Origin of the sequence: Geomonas anaerohicana, assembly GCF_016458305.1 — a bacterium.
Lineage (GTDB): Bacteria > Desulfobacterota > Desulfuromonadia > Geobacterales > Geobacteraceae > Geomonas > Geomonas anaerohicana.
On record NZ_JAEMHL010000026.1, the window covers coordinates 1 to 23,290 of the forward strand.

The window sequence follows — 23,290 nt, forward strand, 5'->3', positions numbered from 1 at the left end:
GCTATTCGATTGTCAGAGAACTTTGTCTACGATGTGGTGGCACTTATTTGTGTCCACGATGTCGTGGCACTCAACACATAGAACGTAGAACCGTTTCTAAGTTACTATTCCTTCCCTGCACCCGTGGCTGAAACCTTTGTCGTAGAGCAGCGACTTCGCCTTCATCCCCTCGCCGCGCGCCCGCAGCACGTCCCCCACCACGATGAGCGCCTGCTTGCCGATGCCCGCGTCACGCACCTTGGCCGCGATATCCGCCAGCGTTCCGGTCAGCACCTGCTCGTCGGCCCAGGAAGCCTTGGCTACCACGGCGACGGGAGTGTCCTCCTGGTAGGCACCGGAGAGCAACTCCTCCACGACCTTCTCGATCATGGAGATGGAAAGGTAGATCACCAGCGTGGCGCCGATCTGCGCGATGCTGGCCAACTGCTCCCGCTCGGGAACGGGCGTTCTCCCGGCCAGGCGCGTGATCACCACGGTCTGCGACACCTCGGGAAGGGTCAGTTCCTGCTTCAGCGTGGCAGCGGCGGCGAAAGCGCTGGTGACGCCGGGGACCACCTCATAGCCAATGCCGACTTTGTCCAACTCCTCCATCTGCTCCTGGATCGCCCCGTAAATGGACGGATCGCCGGTGTGCAGCCGCACCACCATCTGCCCCGCCAGGACCGCCTCGACCAGCACCCTGGTGGTCTGTTCCAGGTCCATCCCCGCGGAATCGTACACCCGTGCACCCGGGGCATAGGTGAGTACCAGTTCGCGGTCGACGAGACTGCCGGCATAAACGATGACGTCTGCCTCACCCAGAAGGCGCGCCCCTTTCACGGTGATCAGTTCGACGTCGCCGGGGCCGGCGCCGACAAAATGGACTATGTTCTCATGGGACATGGGAAAACCTTTCGATGAAATTCCAGCGTCCCCTCCCCCGGAGGGGGAGGGACAGGGAGGGGGATCTTTTCCACCAGCGCAGCCCCCCTCCCAACCTCCCCCCTCCAGGGGGAGGAGCAGATGTAAGCGGAGCAGGGAGCTGAGTTACAGCGGGTTCTTCCTCACGATCAGCATGGAGAGGTAGTCGAGCTTCTGGCCCACCAGGGCCTCCAGGTCATGATGCACCTCTTCCTCCGCCGAACCGACCCGGCGCACGAAGACGCCCCCCTTTTCCCGCCCCAGTTCCTTCAACGCGGCATAGACGGAATCGAAGACCCGGTTCACCTTCATGAGCACCACGGTGTCGAACTCTTCCAGGGTCCGCTTCAGCTCGTCCTTTTCGTAGGTGGCAGGGAGGATCGCGATGCGCTCGGGCCCAAGCCCAAGCGGCAGACCGGAGACGGCGGAAGAGGCGAGGATGCTGGATATGCCCGGCACCACTTCAATCTTTATGTCGGGGTACTTGGCGAGGAAGATCCTGTGAATGTAGAGGTAGGTGGAATAGAGAAACGGGTCGCCGATGGTGACAAAGGCGACGTCCTTGCCGGCAGCTATCCGCTGCGCGACCTGGTCGGCGGCCTCCTCCCAGAACGGGTCGAGCCCCTGCTGGTCTTTCACCATCGGGAACAGCTGGATCAGCACTTCCTGGCGGCTGCGGTCGATGAACTCCTCGACGATGGAAAGGGCGTAGCTTCCCCCTTCGGCCGCACCGGTCGGGGCGCAGATGACATCCACGCTCCGCAAGATCCGCTCCGCCTTCCTGGTCAACAGCTCCGGATCGCCCGGCCCCACACCTACCGCGTAGACAACCGCCACTACTCCTCCCCTTTCCAGGCGGCGATCACGTACACCGGGTTGTGAGCAGCGAACATCTTGTAGTCGGTAAGGCTGCGGGTCTTGGAGATGTTGACGCAGGTGACTTCGACGGTGTAGCCATGATCTTCCAGGAACTCCACCGACTTGGTCAAAGTGTCCAGGGTCACCGCGTTGAGGACGATGAAACCGTCGGGCTTGAGGCGCTTGTCGACCGCCTCGATGATCTCCTCGAGCATACCGCCGGAGCCGCCGATGAAGACGCGGTCCGGATCAGGCAGATCCTCCAGCCCTTCCGGTGCGAACGCCTCGGCCACGGTGACGTTGCGGGCCACGAACTTCTTCAGGTTTTCCTTGAGGTAGGTCAGGTACTGGGGGTTCTTCTCCAGGGCGAAGATGCGGCCGTTGGGCATCAGGTTGCCCGCCTCGATGGAGACCGAGCCGCTGCCGGCGCCGATGTCCCACATCACCAGGTCGTCCTGCAGTTGCAGCTTGCCCAGGGTGATGGCGCGCACCTCTTCCTTGGTGATCAGTTTCTTGGCGGTGGCGAACTCGTCGTCACGGATGCCGATCATCGGGTAGTTCTGGAGGTTCGGCTCCCAGGTCTTGATCAGGATCAGGATATTGAGCGGAGAGCACTTGAAGTCGACCAGGCCGCGCACGTCGGTCTTGGTGAATTTCTCGGTGGCAAGTCCCAGGTCTTCGCAGACCCAGGCCTCGTACCCCTCGGCGCCGCGGTGGATCAACTCCCGGGCCAGTACTGCCGGGGTGTTCACGCTGTCGGTGAGGATGGCGATCTTTTCAGAGGCCACGATGCGGTCCAGGGCCGGCTTGATCCCCCTGCCGTGCACGGACACGAAGGTGGCGTCGTCCCACGGCTCCTTGATCCGGGCGAAGGCGTACTGCACGCTGGTCACGTTGGGGTAGATCTCGATGCGCTCTTTGGGGAGGTTCCTGAGCAGGAACCGTGCGACACCGAAGAAGTTGGGGTCGCCGGAACCGAGGACCACGGTTTTCTTCTCCGTGTTCTTCAGGTGCTCCAGCATGATGGAGAGGTCTTCGAGGAGACGTTTCTCCCCTTTGAAGTCGGGGAAGATGTCCAGCAGGCGCTTGTGGCCGATGAGAACCTCGGCGCTGTCGATCACCTCGAGTGCCTGTTTGCCGAAGCCTTCCCATCCCTCGATACCCGCGCCGACGAGGTAAATCTTTTGTTCCGCCATGCCCCCCTCCTTTCCATCAATACATAATCAATCATTGTTCCTCCCCCCCCCCGGGGGGGGGAGGACAGGAGGGGGGAAAGCGTAGGCATCTTGCGTTAAAGCGCAGCCCCCTCCCTGTCCCTCCCCCTCCGGGGGAGGGGACGTAGTGCTATCTATCGAAGTACAGCATCTCCCCCTGGTATCCCGCCAGGAATACCCGCACCTTCAACCAGGGCGCCAGTTCGGCGCAGGCCTCGGCCACCTTGCCGCACACAAGCTTGATCAGCGCCTTATCGAAGCCCGAAGCCTCCAGCAGGTGACGCGCCGTGTTCGCTTCCAGCGCCAGTTGCTCCAGGTGTGCCGTGGCCGGGTCCTCCTTCAGCCACGAGGCGACGGTCACCAGGTCCAAATCGGAGGAGGTGACGTGGGTCTGCTCGTGGCCGCAGGCAATCTTCACCAGCTTGGCGAACTGCCCCGCCACCACCACCTCGTGGACGCCCTTCCTGGCGCAACTCTGCAGCGAGTAGCCGAAGTGGTCCCCCATCATGACGAAGGATTCCTCGGACAGCTTCAGGACCCGCTGCACTGCCATTTCAGAACTGCGCCCGGTGGAGAGCACGACGGTCCGGGAGCCGCAGGCCAGTGCCACGTCGACGGCGGTATCCACGGTATCGGTCCAAGCCCTGGTGGAGATCGGCTTGACGATACCGGAGGTCCCCAGGATGGAGAGCCCGCCTAAGATGCCCAGCCGCTCGTTGAGTGTCTTCTTGGCCAGTTCCTCCCCGTTGGGGATGCTGATGGTAAAGGTGAGGGTGGCCGGTACGCACCGGACGGCGAAGACTTCCTTGATCACTTCGAGGATCATGCTGCGCGGCACCGGGTTGATGGCCCACTCGCCCACCGGGACCGCGAGCCCCGGCTTGGTCACCTTGCCGATGCCGGTGCCCCCCTGGATCACGATGCGGTTCTTGGTGAACATCTCCACCTGGGCGGTGACGTGGATCTGGGCGCCGTTGGTCACGTCCGGATCGTCACCGGCGTCCTTGACCACGTAGCAGGAAGCGGTGTTGTCGTGCAGCACGCCACCCTCGATGCGAAAGCGCGCCCCCTTGCCGCAGGGAAGCGTCAGTTGCACCTCGTCGACCAAGGCCTGGTCGCGCAGCATCTGGGCAGCGCCTTTAACGGCGGCAGCGGCACAGGCACCGGTGGTGAAGCCGTATCTGAGTTCTTTCCCGCTCATACGTCATCCCATGTGAAGGCAAATTTCATTCAATTTGAAGGAACAGCAAGCCGGCGATGGGTTCCCGGCATCAAAAAACGAGTTCGTGGATCAAGCTCCGACGGCCTGGATGAGTATGGCGTTCATCACCGCGGCCGCAACGTTGGAGCCGCCCTTGCGCCCGATGTTGGTGACGAACTGCAACTCCGGGTATTCCAGCGCCAACTCCCGCAGAGCGTCCTTACTCTCGGCGGCGCCGACGAAGCCCACCGGCAACGCCACGATGAGCCTGGGGCGCACACCTTCCTCGCGGATCAGCCTGATCAGCTCGAAAAGCGCCGTGGGTGCATTGCCGATGACGAAGATGCCGTTAGCCGCGTCCCTTGCCGCTTTGCGCATGGCCAGGATGGAACGGGTCACCCCCTGCTCCTTGGCCTCCTTCGCCACCTGCGGGTCCGCGACGAAACAGGAGAGCTGCGCCCCGAACCTGTTGAGCCGCTCCTTGTTCATGCCGGAGATGATCATGGTCGTGTCCGTCACGACACCCAGTCCGGCCTTCAGTGCCTCGATGGCGCCGGATACCGCGTGGTCCGTGATCACCATGCTGCGGGCGTAGTCGAAGTCGGCGCTGGTGTGGATGGCGCGGCGCACCAGCGGCCACTGTTGCGCGTTCCAGCTATGCGGCCCCAGTTCCTGCTCGATGATGCGGAACGACTCCGCCTCGATCTCCTCGGGGCGCAGGTGCACCGACATCAGTGCCACCTCTGCTCGGTAAGGGTTTCGGCGACGCGCTCGACCACGACCTCCGCCAGCTTGTCATGCACGCCCAGGTGTTTGCCGAGCACCATCTCCACGCCGGGGTGGCGCTTTCTCGCTTCATCCAGTTCCTCGGGGAGGTCCTCCAGGACGTGAGCCCCCATGTAGAGGAAGTAAGGAACGAGCAGGATGCGCTGCGCCCCCTGTGCCACGCAGGCGTCAACGCCCTGCTGGATATTGGGCAGGTGCTGTTCGCGGAAGGAGACCTCCACGATCTCGAACTGCGTCATCTTCTTAACCCGTTTAGCGATCTCGTGTACCGCGTCATTCGCCTCGGCGATCCTGCTGCCGTGAGCCATAAGCAACAAAGCTGTCTTCATGAAAACCTCAAAAGCCGTTCAACGTTCTACGTTCAACGTTCAAGTTAGTACTACTGTTTCTTGGGTACCGCACCTTGACTTGCCAGCGTGCAGTCCCCGGTCAACTCCACTTCCACACGTCCCGTCACGGGTCCGACGCCATCGGCTGTGCCCAGTCCGAACGTTGAACGTTGAACCTTGAACGGGTTTTGCCGTTAGCCCCACCCCTTCCGGTATTCCCGGACCAGTTTCTCCACCGCGCGTTTGGCGGGCGCTTTCCACGGGCCTACGGCGGCGAGAACCAGGTTCATCGGGGCGAACAGGGCATGGGCCATGTGCCGCAACTCTTCGGCGCCGACCGCGGCCGCCTCGGCGCGATCCTCCTCGATGGTCCTCACCAGGGACATCAACTCGCCCCAGCCGTAACGTACCTGCATTTCGTAGGTGGAATCGGCACTGTACTCGAGATCGTAGAAGTACCCTTCCTTGACCCGGGCCAGCTCCGCCTCCCCGACTTCCTCGAAGGCGAGACTCTTCACCTCGCGCAACACCTCGGAGACCGCCAGCACCAGGTTCTCCGGTGCGGTGGACAGCTCGATGGCGAAGGCGCCGGTCTCCTCGTAGGCGGACAGGGATGCATCCACGGAATAGACGATTCCCAGTTTCTCCCGCAGCGACAGGTGCAGCCGCGAACTGCCGCCGCCGGAAAGGATGCGCCGCATCAGCCGCAGCCCCATCAAGCGCTGGTCCTGCCGGGCAAAACCGCGGAAAGCGATCTGCAGGTTCACCTGGCTGTCCGAATCCTTGACGAAGATGGCCCGCGGTTCCTGCTGCACCTGGTTGGCCGGGACCGGCGGAATGGCATTGCCGCCGCTCCAACCGGCAAAGAACCTCTCGCACGCCGCGAAAAACTGCTCCGAGTTATGCCGGCCCGCCGCGACGATGAGTGCGTTGCCGGGAACGTAGTGATCGGCGAGATAGCGGCGCAGATCCTGCTCCGTAATCCCCTTGATGCTGTCCAGGTATCCGATGGTGGGCGTCCCCAGCGGGTGGTCCGGCCACAGGAGCTTGCTGCAGAGGTTACTGGTGTTGGTCTCCTCGCCGCGCTCGTTGATATCCTCCAGCGCCTCCTCGGTGATGATCCGCTTCTCTATCTCCAGCCCTTCCAGGGTCGGGGTCAACAACATCGAGGAAAAGAGACGTATCCCTTCCGCGATCTGGTCGGGGTGCACCCGCGAGAAATAGCAGGTGGTCTCCTCGTCGGTGGCCGCGTTGACGCTGCCGCCGATGGCCTCGAAGGCGATCTCCAGTTCCAGGTTGGTGGCGAACTCGCTGGAGCCGCGAAAGAGCATGTGCTCCAGGAAATGGGAGATGCCGGCCTTGCCGGTGGTGTCGTTGCGGCCTCCCGCCTTTATGTAGATGGCAATCTCCGCGCTGTGCAGATGCGGCATCTCGACGGAGACGAGGCGCAATCCGTTGGGGAGAACCTTCTTGGTACAGCTGAGCATCAAACCTCCGTACTTCAGAGTGCCGCCCCCTTCAGGGTGAGCCAGGCGACCGCCGCGTAACGCGCCAGCTTGCCGGTCAGGACCAGGAGGGAAAAGCGGATGAAACCGACCTGCAGCACGCCGCCGACCAGGCAGAGCGGGTCGCCGATCACCGGCAGGAAGCTGAACAGAAGCGACAGCGAGCCGAAGCGTTCATAGAAGCGCTCCGCCTTGCGCGTCGTCTCCTCGTCCATGCGCAGCACCCGGCGCCGTAAAAAATCGCCTCCGTAGAGGCCGATCCAGTAGGTGCTGAGCGCGCCCAGGTAGTTGCCGGCGGTGGCAACGAGAACCACGGCGACAGGATTTTGCCGCCCGATCAACATTGCCACGACCAGCCACTCCGAGCCGAGCGGCAGCAGGGTGGCGGCCAGGAAACTCAGCAGAAACAGGGAGTAAAACCCGTAATTGACCAGCCACTCGTGCATTCCGGTCAAATTAGCGGAAAGGGTGCGGATTGTCAAACAACATTGAATTAATTCGGGACTAAGTAAGTGGCGATGCGGGCGGTGTGTCACAGGGGACGAGCAGGGGCAACTTTTTTGTTGACATTAGAGCGTGCGGGTAGCATAAACGCTGTCATGATCAACACCGGCTACTTTACCTTTACTAACTTTTACTTTTGGTACGGCTTTTATTTTAGGCCGTCGCCCCGGGTAGAGGTGTAATTTAGGTAGCAGGTACTAAATTCCGAACCGAAGCCGGGGTGGCAGGATTCTCCTCCCCCTTACGGTTCGGATAGCAGATTACCAGAACATCATACTAAGGGCCGGGGGAGCAATCCTTCCGGCCCTTTCGCTTTCGGGGACCAAAAGGAGCGTGAGTATGATCGTGGTAATGAAGGCAGGAGCACCGAAGAAGGAACGGGACGCAGTCACCAAGAGGATCAAGGAACTTGGCTACACCCCGCACATCATCCGCGGCACCACCCGCGACGTGATCGGGGCGGTCGGCGACGAGCGGGGCAAGAGCGTGCTGCAGACGCTGGAGTCGATGCAGGGCGTGGAGAGCGTGGTTCCCATCCTGCAGCCGTACAAGCTGGCGTCCAAGGAAGTGAAGAAAGAGCCGAGTGTGGTGCGCATCTCCGACACCCTCGCCATCGGCGGCAAGGAACTGGTGGTCATGGCCGGCCCCTGTTCGGTGGAAAACGAAGAGCAGATCATCGAATCGGCCCACGCCGTCAAGGCAGCCGGCGCCCAGATGCTCAGGGGCGGCGCCTTCAAACCCCGCACCTCCCCCTACTCCTTCCAGGGCCTTGAAGAAGAAGGGCTGAAACTCCTCGCCAAGGCCCGCGACCTTACCGGCCTCCCCTTCGTCACCGAAGTCATCGATCCCGAATCCGTCGACCTGGTCGCCTCCTACTCCGACATGCTCCAGATCGGCGCGCGCAACGCGCAGAACTTCGCCCTGTTGAAGAAGGTCGGCCAGATCAACAAGCCGATCCTTTTGAAACGCGGCATGTCCATGACCATCCAGGAATTCCTGATGAGCGCCGAGTACATCATGAGCGAGGGGAACCAGTCCGTGATCCTGTGCGAGCGCGGCATCAGGACCTTCGAGACCGCCACCCGCAACACCCTCGACCTCTCCGCGATCCCGGTCCTCAAGAACAAGACCCATCTCCCCGTGGTGATCGACCCCTCCCACGGCACCGGCAACTACCACTACATCGCGCCGATGTCCTACGCCGCGGTTGCCGCAGGCGCCGACGGTCTCATCATCGAGGTGCATCCCGATCCGGAGAAAGCGTCCTCCGACGGGCCGCAGTCTTTGAAGCCCAAGAAGTTCCAGGCACTGATGGACCGGTTGAAGCTGTTCGCGGAAGCGGCAGAGAAGACGCTGTAAAGCAGAGGCAAAGGCAGGGGCTAGGGACTGGGGGACGGGAAGTTAATTCCCTCCCCCGGAGGGGGAGGGTCAGGGAGGGGGCGCGCAGCGACTCTTTCAGGCTATCCCCCCTCCCAACCTCCCCCCCTCCGGGGGGAGGAGCGCTGCTTGCGCACCATGAACCAATGGCCATCCCTGGCGGCTGATGCATTTTAAGGTATGCTCTCCGGGTACTTGCACCGAAGGAGGTGTTACCATGTCCGTGCTGCGCCCGTTGCTGGTCCTTATATTATTTATAACCATCGCCGCCGCGCCCTCTGAAGGTGCTCGGCGCGGTGCCGCTGCACACGAGACCTCCGTCGCCAGCGAACAGGAGGTTCTCAGGGACTTCGAAACCATCCTCGACCTCTGGCGTGACGGCAGGTTTGACGATCTCTATCAGCACACCAACGGCGGCAAGGACGGTCGCGAGAAGTTCGCCAACCGCCTTGCCTCCGCGCCGCGCAAACCCGCCTGCTGCTGGGAAAAGATCCAGGATGCCAGGGTCTCGCTCAAAAGCGGCAAGAATGCGGTGGTGCAGGCACAGCTCGGCTTCGAGGCCAGCACGCCCGGCACCGAGTTCGTCACCAAGGCCATTCATCTGAAGAAAGACGGGGCTACCTGGACGATCTCGCAGTCCGACCTTTACTCGCTCGCCGATCTCTCCACCCACAAACGCAGGTACAAATACCTCCCCATCCAGCCCAAGAAGTAGCCAGTCCCTTCTGCCGTGCACGTGACCTCACGTCCCCCCTTTGCGAAGGGGGGACAGGGGGGATTTTGCACCCATGCCCGTTGCCCCTTGACCCATGCCACCCCTTCCGGTACTCTAGGCGGATGTCATTAAAAGTAAACGGTACTGTTACCAATAAACCCGAATTGCTGTCGCCTGCCGGCTCGCTCGAAGCCTTTTTCGCCGCCATGGAGAAAGGTGCCGACGCGGTCTATGCCGGTTTGCGCGACTTCTCCGCCCGCGCCAAGGCCAAGAACTTCACCCTCTCCCAGATGGAGCGCATGACCGCCTACGCCCACGCCCACGGCAAAAAGGTCTACGTCACCCTCAACACCCTCGTCAAAGAAAACGAACTGCCGCTGCTGATCGACAACCTGGCCGCCCTGGAGGCGATGCGGGTGGACGGCGTGATCCTGCAGGACATGGCCGTGGCGCGCCTGGCGCGGGAGTTCTTCCCCGGCATCCCGCTGCACGCCTCCACGCAGATGACCATCCACAACTCGCTGGGCGTGCGCCAACTCGAGGAGCTTGGCTTCGAGCGCGTGGTGCTGGCCCGCGAACTGCACATTGACGAGATAAAAACCATCGTGGCGGCGAGCCGCGCCGAGATCGAGTGCTTCATCCACGGCGCCCTCTGCTTCTCCATTTCCGGCCAGTGCTTCTTCTCCTCGTTCCTGGGCGGGCACAGTGGCAACCGCGGGCGCTGCGCGCAACCCTGCCGACGCCAGTACAAACACAAGGGGAAAGAAGGGTACTACCTCTCCACCAACGACTTCTCCAGCATCGAGATGATCCCGCAGCTCATCGAGGCAGGGGTCCACTCCCTCAAGATCGAGGGGCGGATGAAATCCGCGGAGTACGTGGCGAGCGTCATCGGCGCCTACCGCATGGTGCTGGACGCGGCGCCGGGGCAGCACGCGGCCAAGGTGGCCGAGGCCAAGGAGCTCCTGAAGCTTTCCTTCGGGCGAGTGCCGACCAAGGGCTTCCTCGCCTCGCACAACCCGACCGACATCTCCACCCCCTCCATCAAGGGGGCGACCGGGCGCTACCTGGGCGACATCAGGGAGATCCGCGGCAACCGGATCAGCTTCGACACCAAGGACGCGCTGCACGTCGGCGACCGGATCCGGGTCCAGCCCAAGAGCGACATGGCTGGGCGCGCCTTCACCATCAAGGAACTGTACCTCGGGGGCAAGAAGGTGATGAACGCCAGGGAGAATACCCTGGTCTCGACGCCCTCCCCCTTCCCGTTCAAGCTGGGCGACTCGGTGTTCAAGGTCTCCTCGGAGACAGCCTTCACCATGAGCGAAAACGCGTGCCTCAGGCGGCTGGAAGGAGTGAAGGGCGGCAGTATCCCGTGCCGGCTCACCCTCTCCTACCAGGACCAGAAGCTGAAGATCGACGCCAAGGTGTTCGGCAACGACCTCAGCACCGAGTTCGAACTAGGCGAACTGGAGCCGTCCCGCACCAGCGACATGGAAGGGGTGCTGCGCGCGCAGTTCTCCAAGAGCGGCGACACCGAGTTCACCCTGGCATCTCTGTCGGCCCCGGACTTCCCCGCGCTGATGATCCCTCCGCCCGTCCTCAAGGACATCCGGCGCCGCTTCTACGCCTGGCTCTCGGAGCAGTCGCTGGGTGCGCTCAAGGACAGGAGCGCGCAGAACCGGGAGAAGGCGCTCGCCGCCCTGGTCGGCAAGCGTCCCGCGTCGTCGCGTGGCAAGGAAGAACTGGCAGTGAAGCTCGAGCACGTCAAGGACTGGCACGAGTTGCACCGCGACCTGGTCGACACCGTGGTACTGCCGGTCTCCAAGGCGAACCTGCACCAGTTCGGCCCCTTCGCCCGCAAGCTCAAGGGAAGCGAGCACAAGGTGATCTGGCAGCTTCCCTTCATCATCTTCGAGGCGGACCTCCCCTTCTACCAAGAGGCGGTGCAGGGGATCATGCGCGCCGGCTTCAAGCGTTTCGAGCTCACCAACCTGTCCCATTTCCAGTTCTTCAAGGGAACCGACGCTGAATTGAACACCGATTACCGGCTCTTCTCGCTGAACAGCCAGGCGCTGCTCTCCTGGCAGGAACTGGGCGTTGCGCGCGCCACCCTCTACATCGAGGACGACCGCGCCAACCTGGCCCAGCTCCTTGCCAGCGATCTGAAAATCGACCGTGGCGTGCTGCTCTTCGCGCCGGTCCCGGTGATCACCTCCAAGATCGCCATCAAGGAGATGAAGGGAGACGCGCCGCTGGCTTCGGACCGCGGCGATCTGTACTCGGTCAAGGTGAAGGACCACCTCACCGTGGTGAGCGCCCAGACGCCGTTTGCCCTGACCCAGTATCGCAACGACCTGCGCGGACTCGGCTGCGGCAAGTTCCTGCTCGACCTTTCCGCACTGCAGCAGCAGGAGCGCGAGCGGGTGTTGGAGGCGTACCGTAGGGGGATCGCCGTACCGGGCGCGTCCGAATTCAACTTCAGCACCGGCCTGGTCTAAGAGATGGGGATCATCGACAAGATCAAGGGGAGGATCCAGGATCGGCTCAACGATCCCGCCTTCATGGGGCTGGTGCAGGAGCAGAGCCTCAAGGATCTCCTGCTGCGTCGTGAATTCCGCATCACCCAGGAGTACCTGCAGCGTGAGTTCCTGGACAAGGCGGTCGATGATGAGCTGGTGGAATTCAGGCTCAGCATCGAAAACGGGTACTGCGAGCTTTCCGGCCGACTGAAGAAGCGACTGGTCCCCTTCGCGATCCCCTTCTCCGCGAGCTTTACCATCCAGGGGATCGAGTTCAGCGCCGCGCGCAAGTGCGTCTTCCTGAAGCTCGGGCCGGTAACGCCGCTCGACCTCGACTGGCTGACCAGGAAGGTGGTGCAGAAGATACCGTCGTTGAGCATGATGGGAGAACTGCTGGTGTGCGACCTGAACCAGGTACCGCGCCTGACTGAACTGTTCGCCCACCGGGTCAAGGGCATCAGTATCTGGGATTACATTACATTGAAAGAACTCTGGCTTAAGCAGGGTGAATTAGGAGGAAGGGTGGGGGTGGTTCTATGACAGATTACATGGTGCGCGCGATTGCCAAATCCGGGACAGTCAGAGCCCTTACCTGCGTTACCACCAATACGGTCAGCGAAGTCTGCCGTCGCCACGGCACGCTCCCCACGGCTACCGCCGCGCTGGGACGAGCCCTTACCGCAGGGACGCTCATGGGCGCCATGCTGAAGAGCGGCCAGCGTGTTGCCATGCGCTTCGAGGGGAACGGTCCGCTCAAGAAGATCGTCATCGAAGCCGACAGCGACGGCAGCGTGCGCGGCTACGTGGGCGACACCCAGGTACACATGCTTCGTCCCGACGGTGCCCTCGACGTCCCCAACGCACTGGGGCGCGCAGGTTTTCTCACCGTCGCCAAGGATCTGGGGCTCAAAGAACCGTACCGCGGCACCGTTCAGCTTTACACCAGCGCTATCGCGGAGGACCTCGCCCTGTACCTGGTGGAGTCCGAGCAGATCCCGTCGGCAGTCGGCATCGCCGAGTTCATCGAACAGGACGGCGCGGTAACCGCGTGCGGCGGCTTCCTGATCCAGGCCATACCTCCGGTCGACCCCCTGGTGGTCGAAGAGTTGATGGACCATATCGAAAAGCTCCCTCCCCTGAGCGAACTGCTGCGCGGCGGCAACACGCCCGAGGAGATCATGGAGATGCTCCTTTCCGGCATGGAGTATGACATCCTGGAGAAGCGTGCCGTCGGCTTCGCCTGCAGTTGCAGCAGGGAGCGCATCGAACGGGTGCTCATCTCGATGGGGAAGAAGGAGCTGACCGCCATGATCAAGGAGCAGCACGGTGCCGAGGTCACCTGCGAGTTCTGCGGCGAGCACTACCACTTCAGCGAAACCGACCTCGAGCGACTGATCGCGGAAGTGGAGCCTTCCTAGTTCTAAATACTTAACGCAAAGGCGCGAAGGCGCTAAGACGCAAAGAGAAGAACTTCGAATCCTTTTTTAACAAACTATGCCTGTTTTTGTAGGTTCTCTTGGCGCCTTAGCGGCTCTGCGTCTTTGCGTTGAGCCGTTTTTTGTTATGTGCGTTATACTTGCCTGTGCCGCTTTCACATTAACGCGGGAGGTATACCATGAGAATCCACGACATCAGCGTCGCGCTGTCACCCGATCTTCCCTCCTACCCGGGGGACCCCTCCGTTACCGTAGAGCCCTGGCACCGCATCGCCAAGGGCGACACCGCCAACCTTTCCCTCGTCACGCTGGGCACCCACTCCGGCACCCACATCGATCCTCCCCGCCATTTCAACGATGCCGGCATCACGGTCGATGAAATCCCGCTCGACCTCCTCATCGGGCCCGCACGGGTCGTGGAGATCCCCGACGCCAAGAGGATCGGCCGCGACCAGCTTGAACCGCTGGAGTTGAAGGGAGTGGAACGGCTGCTGATAAAGACCGGCAACTCGGACTTTTGGGGCGATCGAGAGTTTCACGAGGATTTCGCCGCGCTGACGGTGGATGGAGCGCACTACCTGCACCACATGAAGGTGAAGCTGGTGGCGGTCGATTATCTGTCGGTGGAACCGATGGACGGGGACGGCGAAGTGCACAGGATTCTTCTGAACGGTGGCACCCCGGTCATCGAAGGGGTCAACTTGGCCGGCGTTCCGGCTGGATATTACCAGTTGATCTGCCTGCCGTTGAAACTCAAGGATGGGGACGGTGCGCCGGTTCGGGCACTTTTGGTCGAAACTCCCGATGCTGCTGCCCAGCAACCTTTCGACCCGCACACCAGCAGATGGCCGCTTTCGTAAAAGATCAACCACCTATAGAAGCCGCTCCACAATCCCCTCTCCCTCTGGGAGAGGGCTAGGGTGAGGGGGGAACTAGCGGAAATCATCGCCTAGCTCGGAATAAAAAAGGGAGTGGTTCCTTAGGAGCCACTCCCTTTTCCGTTGATCCCGGCAAATGCCGAGCATCTACATCGTTTTCTGCTTCTTGCAGCACTCCTTCTGCACCGGCTGGTCCGCAGGAGCCTGGTCCTGCTGCAGCTTCGCGCACTTGGCGCAGCCAGCGGTCGGAGCTGCCTCGGCCCCTTTCATCTTCTGGCACTTGTCACAGGCCGGCTGCACGGCAGCACCCTTGGCGCACTTGTCACACGCGGGCTTGGCGGCAGCCCCCTTAGCGCACTTGTCGCACGCCGGCTGAGCTGCGGCATCCTTCTTCGGGCAGTTGTCGCACGGCATGGCAGCACCCTTGGCGCATTTGTCGCATTTGGGCTGAGCTGCGGCATCCTTTTTGGGGCAGTTGTCGCACGGGGCAGCACCCTGCTCGATGGCAGCAGCCTTCGGGCAGTTGGCGCAAGGTGCCTGCTGTTGCACCTGCTGCATCTTGGCGCAGTTGCCGCACCCGGGTTTAACAGCCTGCTGCTCGTCACCCCACACCGCCAGGGCTCCCGCCACCAGCAACAGCACCGGGAACAGGGCAATCAACAATGTCTTCTTCATAAATCCCTCCGTATTTACGTTTAGTGAAAAAAACTATCTAACAGGGATAAAGGGATAAAAGGGATAAGACCTAAAGTTTGGGTTTTTGCTGTCTTTGCCGTTATCCCCTTCATCCCTTTTATCCCTGTTGCTATGCTGTTGCGTCTCCGGCCGGCTGCTCGAATGCCCCTTCCGGCGCGGCCTCCAGGAAATCCGCATCGAGCGGCGCCACCGCCTCGATGATCTTGCCGCGCGGGCCGGTGAAACGCATGGCCCGGCAATGCAGCATCATCCTGCTGGCGGGAATCCCCCCGTAGCTCTCGTCGCCGATGATGGGGAAGCCGGAATGGGCCAGGTGGACGCGGATCTGGTGCGTGCGCCCGGTAAGCGGCTTTGCCTCGATGGCGGTCACCCCGCCCCCTTCGCCCAAGACGTTGAACACCGTACGCGCCGGTTTGCCCCTGAGCGACACGCCGTAGCGGAACTTGCTGACGCGGTCCAGCGGCGCATCCACCTTCCAGCTCTGCTGATCCGGCGAACCCGACACCAGCGCCCAGTAGGTCTTCTGCACCTTCCCCTCCTTGAGGAGGTTGGAGATCAGGGTCGCCGCCTGCTTGTGCTTGGGAAAGAACATCACCCCGCTGGTGCCGCGGTCCAGACGGTGCACCACGCGGGAGGGATCACGCAGGCCGATGCTCTTCATGTAACACTCGACCGCGTACTCGACCGTCCCTTTCAACTGGTACGGCGTGCGCTGGCTGTTGACGCCGACGGCCTTGTACACCGCCAGGAAATCCTTGTCCTCGTAAAGGAGCTCATGCTTTTGGTACACCAGGTCGATGCAGCGCTCCGCCTCCATCAGCCCCAGGGCGACCTCGTCACCTTCCTTCACCTGGCGCGACGCTACCCGGACCAGCACCTGGTTGATGTTGCAGCCGCCCCAGTCGATGACCCGGCGGATCTCCCCTTTGGAGAGCTGTGGGAACAGCAGCTTCGCTGCATCATCCAGTCTGAGCCCCGCCTGTTCTGCGTCTATCCGTGCCGTGAGTATCATGCCAGGTGCCTCTGGGCGCGCAAAAGCGCCACGATGGTCTTGCCGTCGGTAATGCTGCCGTCCGCGGCCATCGCCAGCGCCTGTTCAAACGGAATTTTCTGGCAGGAGATTTCCTCGTACGCTTCGGGTGCTGCCTCTCCCTGGGAAAGGCCGGTGGCAAGGTAGAGGTGCACTACCTCGTCGAAGACGCCCGGCGAGGGATGCACGACACCGAGGGAAACGATGGTCTGCGCCACCAGTCCGGTCTCCTCCATCAACTCGCGGGAGGCGCACAGTTGCGGATCTTCACCCGGCGTCAGCCGCCCGGCGGGGATTTCCAGCAGGAAGCCATCCACAGCGGGACGCAGCTGCCGGATCAGCGTGACGCAGCCGTCGTCGTGCAGCGCGAGCACCCCGGCGCCGCCGGGATGACGCACAACCTGATAGGTGTACCACCCCTGGGTGCCGATGAGCACGTCCATCTGCTCGATGCCGACCACGAGGCCGTTGAAAAGCATCGACCTGTTCTTCGTTTCCATGAATCCCCCAAGGGTAGATACATACCATTTCCGTGATGGATTTGACAAAAGATAAATTCGGCGGGAACGTGAACAGCCGGTAGGCTGCGGGGCTCCCCCCGCGGGGATCGGTGAAATTAAACGGTGGATAATATTGCGGTCATCTGGTACCCTCTGAAGCTTATATCCAAACATGTGAGGTGAAAAATATGGCACAAGCTAAAGACGGGGACCGCGTAAAGGTTCATTATACAGGGAGACTGGACGACGGCACCGTGTTCGACTCTTCCGAGTGCGGCGAAGACGATTGCGGCTGCGGGCACGGCCCGCTGGAATTCGTCATCGGCTCCGGGCAGGTCATTCCGGGCTTTGAAGCGGGGGTGAAAGGGCTTGCAGTCGGAGAATCCAAGACCATCCATATTCCCGTTGACGAAGCCTACGGGGAAAGAATGGACGAGATGGTGGCGGTGGTGCCGCGCGGTGACCTCCCCCCGGAGATGAACCCGGAACTCGGTCAGCAGCTGGAAGTGACTCAGGAGGACGGGCAGATCTTCAACGTGATGGTGACCGAGGTGACCGACGCAACCATCACCATCGACGCCAACCACCCGCTGGCGGGCCAGGCGCTCAACTTCGACCTCAAGCTGGTGGAAATCCTCTAGCAGCCGAGAAGTGACAGCTAGCAAATAAAAAATCCCCTCCCGCAAAGGAGGGGATTTTTTTGTATCCCCGTGCGACCTGGAAAGGCCAGGCCTAGTTCTCGGTCATGAAATGTTGCTCGTACAGGTCTTCCAGCTCCTGTAGGTGGCGGGATTCGTCCGCCAGCATCTTTTTGAACAAGACCGCCATGGGAGCGCCTTCGCAGCCGCGGGACATCCGGTCGTAGAAGTCGATGGAGCCCTTCTCGAGGTGGATGGCGTAGGCCATGGCGTCACGGGCCGTGGAATCCGGGCGGAGCTCCTTCTTCGGCAGGACGTAGTCGAGGTTCATGGTCGGCACCGGCTGGTGCAGCCCCTCTCCCCCTTTCATCTCCCCTTCAACCAGCGCCTTCTCCAACTGGTGCTTGTGCTCCAGCTCGTCGAACGCGGCTTCCTTGATGATCTGACGGGCAGCCTTGTCCTTCACGATGCGGAGCGCGGCAAGATAAGCGCGGAATCCTTCGTTCTCCATCTGGGCGGCCATTTCGATCGCAGCTTCAAATGTGTAACAGACATCACCTTGCTCAGCCATGGCGGGTCTCCTCTAGTCTTTGTTGTGAAAGGCTTTTTAACACAAGATAGGCGCGAGCACAAGATTTTGTATACACATTGTCACCTGAATGGAGATTCCAGTAACTCCTGCTACACTATCGGCTGTCGTTATGAGTCCAAAGCGGCACCTTTCGGACTTTGAAGAGTGGCAATACACTCGACGGAGGATGTATGTTGATCTTTTTGGCAGGCGGCACAGGTTTCGTGGGAGGACATGTACGAGAAACGCTCCTGGCGCGCGGACACAGCTTGAGACTGCTGGTACATCGCCGGAGCCTGGGGAGCACCGAGCCCGACGTCGAGGAGATCGTCGGGGACATCACCCGGCCGGAAACGTTCGAGGAAGCCGTGCGCGGCTGTGATGCGACCATCAACCTGGTCGGGATCATCAGGGAATTTCCGGGGCGGGGAATCACCTTCCAGCGCCTGCACGTGGAAGCCACCGCGAGCATCCTGGCGGCAGCGAGAAAAGGCAACGTGCGGCGCCACCTGCAGATGTCGGCCCTGGGAACCCGCGCCGACAGCACCGCCCGCTACTTCAAGAGCAAATACCAGGCGGAAGAACTGGTGCGCCAATCAGGCCTCGATTACACCATCTTCCGCCCCTCCATCATCTTCGGCCCCAAGGACGACTTCATCAACATGCTGGCGGGATACATGCGCACGTTTCCCGCCATGCCCGTCATCGGGGACGGCGAGTACCAACTCCAGCCCATTGCCGCCGACGACGTCGCCCGCTGCTTTGCCGATGCGCTGGAGAAACCCGAAACGATAGGGCAGCAGTACGAGCTATGCGGGCCCGACCGCTACAGCTACAACGAGTTGCTCGATGTCATCGGCCGCGTGCTCGGCAAGAGCCACGTCGCCAAGATAAAGAATCCGCTACCGCTCATGCGGCTGGTGGTTCCCTTCTTCGAGGGCTTCTCCTTCTTCCCCATCACATCGGATCAGATCGCCATGCTGGTGCAAGGCAATACCTGCGACGGCAGCTGGCGCAAGACCTTCCATTTCGAGCCGGTCAACTTCGAGCCCGGCATCCGCAGCTACCTCAAATAGTTGGACGGTTTTGTCACGCCAAGCCGCAAAGGCGCAAAGAAAGAATCATAAACAAACAGGGATAAAGGGGATGAAAGGGATACGACCAAATCGTGGTTGGTCATCCCTTTCATCCCTTTTATCCCTGTTAAACGTTTCAAGCCTTGCCTTTCTTTGCGTCTTGTCGGTTTTGCGTGAGGTCGGTTTTGACTCTCTTTTCTCTTTCACGTATAGTAAGGCACTTTTTTCCAAGGAGAGTCATGCATGGGCGAGACAGTAAGATTCGGCATTTCCATGGACGACCAGTTGCTGGAGAGCTTCGACCGGCTCATCGAGCAGAAAGGGTACGCCAACCGCTCCGAAGCGATCCGCGACCTGATTCGGGCCGCACAGGTCGAGCTCGAGTGGGAAGAAGGTGAAAAAGAAGGCGTCGGCACGGTGACCCTGGTCTACAACCACCACGTGCGCGACCTCTCGGACAAGCTCACCGAGCACCAGCATGCCCACCACGACCAGATCATATCCGCACTGCACGTTCACCTCGATGCCCACAACTGTCTCGAAGTCCTGGTGGTGCGCGGCAAGGCCCGCGACGTGCGCCGCATCGCCGACGAACTGATCGGCGTGAAAGGCGTCAAGCACGGCAAACTGGTCATGACCACCACCGGCGAAGGCCTGCATTAAAGGCTAACAGACGTTCAACGTTCAACGTTCTACGTTCAAAAACCGCCGCTGCCGTCCACCCTTCTCTCTAAGTCAGCATTCCCGCCCCCGGAGGGGGAGGGTTAGGGAGGGGGAAAAGCCTCTGACTATCTACAAGAGTAAAGCATGAAGAAAGACGACCACTACTGGATGGGCAAGGCCATCGACCAAGCCCGAAAAGCCGAGTCCATCGGCGAAGTGCCCATCGGCGCCGTGATAGTGAAAGACGGAGCCATCATCGCGCGCGGCCATAACCTCAGGGAAAGCAAACAGGACCCTTCCGCCCACGCCGAGATGATCGCGATACGCAAGGCAGCCAAGAAACTCGCCAGTTGGCGCCTCACCGGCGCTACCTTGTACGTTACCCTCGAGCCCTGCACCATGTGCATGGGAGCCATCATCCTCTCGCGCCTGGACCGCGTGGCCTTCGGCAGCTATGACCCCAAGGGGGGGGCGGCGGGATCCCTCTTCGACTTCTCCGACGACAAGAGGCTGAACCACAGCGTCGTTCTCACCCCCGGCGTGCGCGGCGAGGAAACTTCCGGCATGCTCTCCGCTTTTTTCGTGAAGTTGCGTGCCCAGAAGAAGCAGGAGCGGTTGTCCTCCAACAGCTGAAAAAAAAGAGAAAAAAGCGCTAAACCTTTCTTCGCCCCGAGCCGAAAGTTTAAGACATCCAATCTCTTTTCCGGCTTTGAGAGGGGCCTATGCAAATTGAAGAAATCACCCCCAATTCCATCATGGCCACGCACCATGAGATCACCCGGCTGGCGACCTACACCGAGGAGTTGCTGCAGGGGACGATAGCATCGGAAGACCACTCACGCCACAAACTCGCCGCCGTGCTCAGGGTGTACAGCGAGTTAGGCCTGATCTGGCGCATTCTCTCTGAGATAGATACCAGGGGCGTCCTGACCAAGACACAGCGGCAATATCTACAGGATTTTTATGCCGGACTTACCTACTGAAGCCAGGGTGCCACAACAGGGTTGAATTTCTCTTCTGAATAAGGTATATCTTTCTGCTCTGAGGAGTGCCGCTCCTTTGACAACAGCAAATCCGGAGAGATGTCCGAGTGGTCGATGGTGCCTGACTCGAAATCAGGTGTACCGAAAGGTACCTAGGGTTCGAATCCCTATCTCTCCGCCATAATAACAAGGGGTTACAACGACGACGTTGTAACCCCTTGTTGCATTTTTTGTTTAGTATGGTCTCTAGTATGGTCTCTGGTCCCCTTGCTGGGGGAGGTGGACGAGCGAAAGATTTAAGGGGATGGTCAGGTTGCTCCCGTCATATCAACGGGCGGCGGGTGAGCGGCGGAGCGATTTAGCTCTTGCAGCCTCTTCATCTGCTATTATCGGCTCGCGCAGTCCGTCTCCACCCGTTCTGGTTGGGATACACTTTGGCTTCCAACTCACAATGTCCGAATGTCTCGCCTGACCCCGCGTTTGCCGTGTATTGACAAAACCTTGTTGTCAGTTTGCATCGTTATAAAATGGGCACGCCGTGAAGCTCATGAGATCGGGGCGAAGCTGCATACAGAAATTTGTGAAATGAGTCCGGCTGAACGCGTCATCATAGGTGACACTGCCAGTAAGATAAAGAATCTGGTTGCCATTTGTGATGTTTTCTATATCAAGTTTTGTAGGCAAAATGTCATTTGGAACTGCGACATAGTCCGTGAAATCAGGTGGCATTACTCCAATATAACTGGCTCTGGTATTATCTCCTTTTAGTGTCGGGTCAATGCCTTTGGGCATATTTCGAGCGGCCATTGTGATTTTGACATTTCGAGCCAAGGATTTGCCCGAATTTGAAATGGCAATTCGGGACTCAAACTTCTGCCCTTCTTTCAAGTACACCATGCCCCCGCCAAAATTCATATCACGATCCATGATAAACTTAATTCCGACCCACGCCCTTTGCTCAAGCCTAAAATTCTCAAGGGCAGCATTCAAAGTTTTTTCTGCTCTTGCGGATTGTTCGGTGCCAGATTTACGGGAATCTTCCAGCGCATCATTGGCAATTTTTACTTGCTGAACCGCTGCCTTAGTTTGGTCAGACATGGCTGCCATCTGTTCTTTCATGATTTTGGTTTGGGATTCCATGACCTTCCATTGGGAAAAGGCTACGCATACCGTGGCTAAAGTAGCAATGACGAGCACAGCATCAAACAGGAGGCTCCAGCGGATGTAATGTGGTGTACTTTCTCGATGTTCTGTCGCTTCGCTTGTACGAGCGCTGCTTGAACAGTCGTTTTGAGCCACAGAATGAGACTCATACTCGCTTTGTTGGCACTCCTCGTTCGCTGGTTTGCTATTTTCTAATTTGTTAGCCATGCGTTATCTCTTATTTCTAAGTCTGTATAACGGCCAACCGGTGAGCGGGTTCACGCCTCTACAGGCCTGGTTGGGCATTGGTTCCGCCTAGTGTTCTAACTCCGAGATTGCTGTTTTCTTACCGTAACTACCAGAATTATAGTTCCCAGGGTACCGTGCCGCTCAGTGGGATCTGGCATTTTGATGTTAATTCTGCTTGCTGAGTATATGATTCGTCAGCACATTCAATATCTCCGTGAACTGATCGCATATGTCGGCAAATTCCCTAGAGTAACTTCTTGGGCTTGGCTCAGGACCTAATATCCTATGATCTGCGTCTACACGTAGCTCAGATAGCATCTTGAGGGGCTTCGTGTATATCCCTGGCGCACCAAGATGGTCTTCCAACAGTGAGAATAATTGAAGCGTACTAAGTGGACGTCGGGTATCTCGGTGAACAAAGTCCACATCTAGTACAGAAAACATTGTGCCCAGGAGGCCTTTTATGGTCCTCTGGGAGAGGCCATCTGGCCCTAATAGTTTGTAAAGCTCACTCGCTGCATCACAGTAAGCTTTATATGTCTGCTCTGCGGGGAGCCTTAAATGATCATTTTGTGACCTCGTAAAGAGGTGCTCGATACTCCCTGTCGCGTTATTAATTCTGCAAATGGCCTTGTAGAGCTTCGATATTGGATTGTGAAAATCGACAAAGTCACCATCGTATGTGCGACGCAGGAAATTGTGGAAGTGGGCATCACTTCGATCCAAATCTGGCGACTCCATCTCATGAGAGTGCCAGAACCGCTGTTCTGGCGCGGACATGCGCTCCAAGTCTTTGAATATCGCGGTTACTGCAATACGCCCGGAGTTCAGGCGGCATTTCCCGTAACGCACCCATAGATGTCGGTCATCAGGCGCATCAGAAGTTGACGATATTTGGCCACCAGCTAAAGAGTCTTCCACACTGTAATATCCTGGGGTCGCCAAGTAACGTGTCAGCACCTCCTCAGAAAAAAATGCTAGCCCAATTTGGTGGGCTCCAAGCATTAGCCGTTTTTTGTACTCTGGGAGTTGCTGCTTTGGAAAATTTGACTCGTAAAATGCCTTGTGAAGGGCATCCTTGGATGGAAAGAATATGTGAGTTGTAATTGGCTCAAACCTGAGTCCGTCAGAGGGCATGTTTAGATCTAGGATTACTTGGCTCAACTCAACGTTCGCATTCATTGAGCCGTACCCAAGTCTTTCTAGTTCTTCAAATAGCCTCATAACCTCCGCATGCTCTATAGATAGCTTTTGCGAGACATCAATTGCAGTACTGCCAGTGAACTTTCGAAACCAATCGGCGATTGTTGCGGCGAGTGTTTCTTTGGCATCTTTACTTAAGCTCATATCTCTTCCATTCATGCGACAACGGCGCGGCGTGACCGGCGGAGCGTCCGGCTCCTTTCGGCTTTCCACCAACTTTCATCGACTGCGGAGTCGAATCTTCCCCCGATAAAATAGACACAACTAAGTTTAGGCTGTTTTCTGTTCATACTCCAGTGGTGTCATGTACCCC

General features: G+C 59.5%; 25 protein-coding genes and 1 tRNA gene. 12 read left to right on the forward strand and 14 right to left on the reverse strand.

Annotation, left to right across the window (positions count from 1 at the left end; genetic code table 11):
• Positions 1–96: 96 nt before the first annotated feature.
• The 8 genes from cobM to JFN91_RS21530 all read right to left on the reverse strand — a co-directional run bounded on the left by cobM (position 97) and on the right by JFN91_RS21530 (position 7,239).
• A complete protein-coding gene (gene cobM, locus JFN91_RS21495) occupies positions 97–882 on the reverse strand; it encodes a precorrin-4 C(11)-methyltransferase (RefSeq protein WP_199391190.1) in 786 nt (261 codons plus the stop codon).
• Positions 883–1,026: 144 nt separating this feature from the next.
• Complete coding sequence (cobI, locus tag JFN91_RS21500) at positions 1,027–1,737, reverse strand: precorrin-2 C(20)-methyltransferase (RefSeq protein ID WP_199391191.1); 711 nt, start codon at positions 1,735–1,737, stop codon at positions 1,027–1,029.
• Entirely contained in the window at positions 1,737–2,954 is a 1,218-nt protein-coding gene (gene cbiE, locus JFN91_RS21505; RefSeq protein ID WP_199391192.1) for a precorrin-6y C5,15-methyltransferase (decarboxylating) subunit CbiE, read from the reverse strand. Before cbiE ends, cobI begins: the two co-directional genes overlap by 1 nt.
• Before the next feature lie 148 nt (positions 2,955–3,102).
• Positions 3,103–4,173, reverse strand: a complete 1,071-nt coding sequence (locus tag JFN91_RS21510; protein ID WP_199391193.1) for a cobalt-precorrin-5B (C(1))-methyltransferase — start codon at positions 4,171–4,173, stop codon at positions 3,103–3,105.
• Positions 4,174–4,263: 90 nt separating this feature from the next.
• Positions 4,264–4,905, reverse strand: a complete 642-nt coding sequence (locus tag JFN91_RS21515) for a precorrin-8X methylmutase (protein ID WP_199391194.1) — start codon at positions 4,903–4,905, stop codon at positions 4,264–4,266.
• Positions 4,905–5,288, reverse strand: a complete 384-nt coding sequence (locus JFN91_RS21520) for a sirohydrochlorin chelatase (protein ID WP_199391195.1) — start codon at positions 5,286–5,288, stop codon at positions 4,905–4,907. Before JFN91_RS21520 ends, JFN91_RS21515 begins: the two co-directional genes overlap by 1 nt.
• A 194-nt stretch (positions 5,289–5,482) precedes the next feature.
• Positions 5,483–6,775: a M16 family metallopeptidase gene (locus JFN91_RS21525; protein WP_199391196.1), complete on the reverse strand. Its 1,293-nt coding sequence runs from the start codon at positions 6,773–6,775 to the stop codon at positions 5,483–5,485.
• Between the two features lie 14 nt (positions 6,776–6,789).
• Positions 6,790–7,239, reverse strand: a complete 450-nt coding sequence (locus tag JFN91_RS21530) for a YqaA family protein (protein WP_183350510.1) — start codon at positions 7,237–7,239, stop codon at positions 6,790–6,792.
• A 397-nt stretch (positions 7,240–7,636) separates the two neighbouring features.
• On the opposite strand from JFN91_RS21530, the gene aroF reads away from it, so the two are divergent.
• The 6 genes from aroF (at position 7,637) to JFN91_RS21560 (ending at position 14,207) form a co-directional block, all read left to right on the forward strand.
• Entirely contained in the window at positions 7,637–8,656 is a 1,020-nt protein-coding gene (aroF, locus tag JFN91_RS21535; protein WP_199391197.1) for a 3-deoxy-7-phosphoheptulonate synthase, read from the forward strand.
• Between the two features lie 235 nt (positions 8,657–8,891).
• A complete protein-coding gene (locus JFN91_RS21540; protein WP_199391198.1) occupies positions 8,892–9,389 on the forward strand; it encodes a hypothetical protein in 498 nt (165 codons plus the stop codon).
• 122 nt (positions 9,390–9,511) lie between these two features.
• A complete protein-coding gene (locus JFN91_RS21545; RefSeq protein ID WP_199391199.1) occupies positions 9,512–11,890 on the forward strand; it encodes a peptidase U32 family protein in 2,379 nt (792 codons plus the stop codon).
• Between the two features lie 3 nt (positions 11,891–11,893).
• Positions 11,894–12,451: a hypothetical protein gene (locus JFN91_RS21550; RefSeq protein WP_199391200.1), complete on the forward strand. Its 558-nt coding sequence runs from the start codon at positions 11,894–11,896 to the stop codon at positions 12,449–12,451.
• Positions 12,448–13,329, forward strand: a complete 882-nt coding sequence (gene hslO, locus JFN91_RS21555) for an Hsp33 family molecular chaperone HslO (RefSeq protein WP_199391201.1) — start codon at positions 12,448–12,450, stop codon at positions 13,327–13,329. Before JFN91_RS21550 ends, hslO begins: the two co-directional genes overlap by 4 nt.
• 197 nt (positions 13,330–13,526) lie before the next feature.
• A complete protein-coding gene (locus tag JFN91_RS21560; protein ID WP_199391202.1) occupies positions 13,527–14,207 on the forward strand; it encodes a cyclase family protein in 681 nt (226 codons plus the stop codon).
• Positions 14,208–14,372: 165 nt separating this feature from the next.
• Here JFN91_RS21560 and JFN91_RS21565 read toward each other — a convergent pair whose 3' ends face one another.
• From JFN91_RS21565 to JFN91_RS21575, 3 genes are all read right to left on the reverse strand, one after another.
• The gene (locus JFN91_RS21565; RefSeq protein WP_199391203.1) at positions 14,373–14,900 is read right to left on the reverse strand and encodes a hypothetical protein; all 528 of its coding nucleotides are present in this window, start codon (positions 14,898–14,900) and stop codon (positions 14,373–14,375) included.
• A gap of 130 nt (positions 14,901–15,030) precedes the next feature.
• Positions 15,031–15,933, reverse strand: coding sequence for an RluA family pseudouridine synthase (locus JFN91_RS21570; RefSeq protein WP_199391204.1), 903 nt, complete (start codon positions 15,931–15,933; stop codon positions 15,031–15,033).
• Positions 15,930–16,451 carry an NUDIX hydrolase gene (locus JFN91_RS21575; RefSeq protein WP_199391205.1) on the reverse strand — a complete coding sequence of 174 codons (522 nt, stop codon included), beginning with the start codon at positions 16,449–16,451 and terminating at the stop codon, positions 15,930–15,932. The genes JFN91_RS21570 and JFN91_RS21575 overlap by 4 nt, the downstream gene beginning before the upstream one ends.
• 188 nt (positions 16,452–16,639) lie before the next feature.
• Here JFN91_RS21575 and JFN91_RS21580 point away from each other — a divergent pair, with 188 nt between their 5' ends.
• Complete coding sequence (locus tag JFN91_RS21580) at positions 16,640–17,092, forward strand: FKBP-type peptidyl-prolyl cis-trans isomerase (protein ID WP_199391206.1); 453 nt, start codon at positions 16,640–16,642, stop codon at positions 17,090–17,092.
• A gap of 91 nt (positions 17,093–17,183) precedes the next feature.
• On the opposite strand, the gene JFN91_RS21585 is transcribed toward JFN91_RS21580, so the two are convergent.
• Positions 17,184–17,660, reverse strand: coding sequence for a ferritin family protein (locus JFN91_RS21585; protein WP_199391207.1), 477 nt, complete (start codon positions 17,658–17,660; stop codon positions 17,184–17,186).
• Between the two features lie 191 nt (positions 17,661–17,851).
• Here JFN91_RS21585 and JFN91_RS21590 point away from each other — a divergent pair, with 191 nt between their 5' ends.
• From JFN91_RS21590 to JFN91_RS21610, 5 genes are all read left to right on the forward strand, one after another.
• Entirely contained in the window at positions 17,852–18,736 is an 885-nt protein-coding gene (locus JFN91_RS21590) for a complex I NDUFA9 subunit family protein (protein ID WP_199391208.1), read from the forward strand.
• Between the two features lie 243 nt (positions 18,737–18,979).
• Positions 18,980–19,399: a nickel-responsive transcriptional regulator NikR gene (gene nikR, locus JFN91_RS21595; RefSeq protein WP_199391209.1), complete on the forward strand. Its 420-nt coding sequence runs from the start codon at positions 18,980–18,982 to the stop codon at positions 19,397–19,399.
• Positions 19,400–19,543: 144 nt separating this feature from the next.
• Positions 19,544–20,032 carry a tRNA adenosine(34) deaminase TadA gene (tadA, locus tag JFN91_RS21600; RefSeq protein WP_199391210.1) on the forward strand — a complete coding sequence of 163 codons (489 nt, stop codon included), beginning with the start codon at positions 19,544–19,546 and terminating at the stop codon, positions 20,030–20,032.
• Between the two features lie 89 nt (positions 20,033–20,121).
• Positions 20,122–20,382, forward strand: coding sequence for a hypothetical protein (locus tag JFN91_RS21605; RefSeq protein ID WP_199391211.1), 261 nt, complete (start codon positions 20,122–20,124; stop codon positions 20,380–20,382).
• 93 nt (positions 20,383–20,475) lie between these two features.
• Positions 20,476–20,563: transfer RNA gene (locus tag JFN91_RS21610), tRNA-Ser, on the forward strand.
• Between the two features lie 326 nt (positions 20,564–20,889).
• Here the strand turns inward: JFN91_RS21610 and JFN91_RS21615 are convergent.
• A complete protein-coding gene (locus JFN91_RS21615) occupies positions 20,890–21,753 on the reverse strand; it encodes a hypothetical protein (protein ID WP_199391212.1) in 864 nt (287 codons plus the stop codon).
• A 186-nt stretch (positions 21,754–21,939) separates the two neighbouring features.
• Positions 21,940–23,121: a hypothetical protein gene (locus JFN91_RS21620; protein ID WP_199391213.1), complete on the reverse strand. Its 1,182-nt coding sequence runs from the start codon at positions 23,119–23,121 to the stop codon at positions 21,940–21,942.
• Positions 23,122–23,290 lie beyond the last annotated feature (169 nt).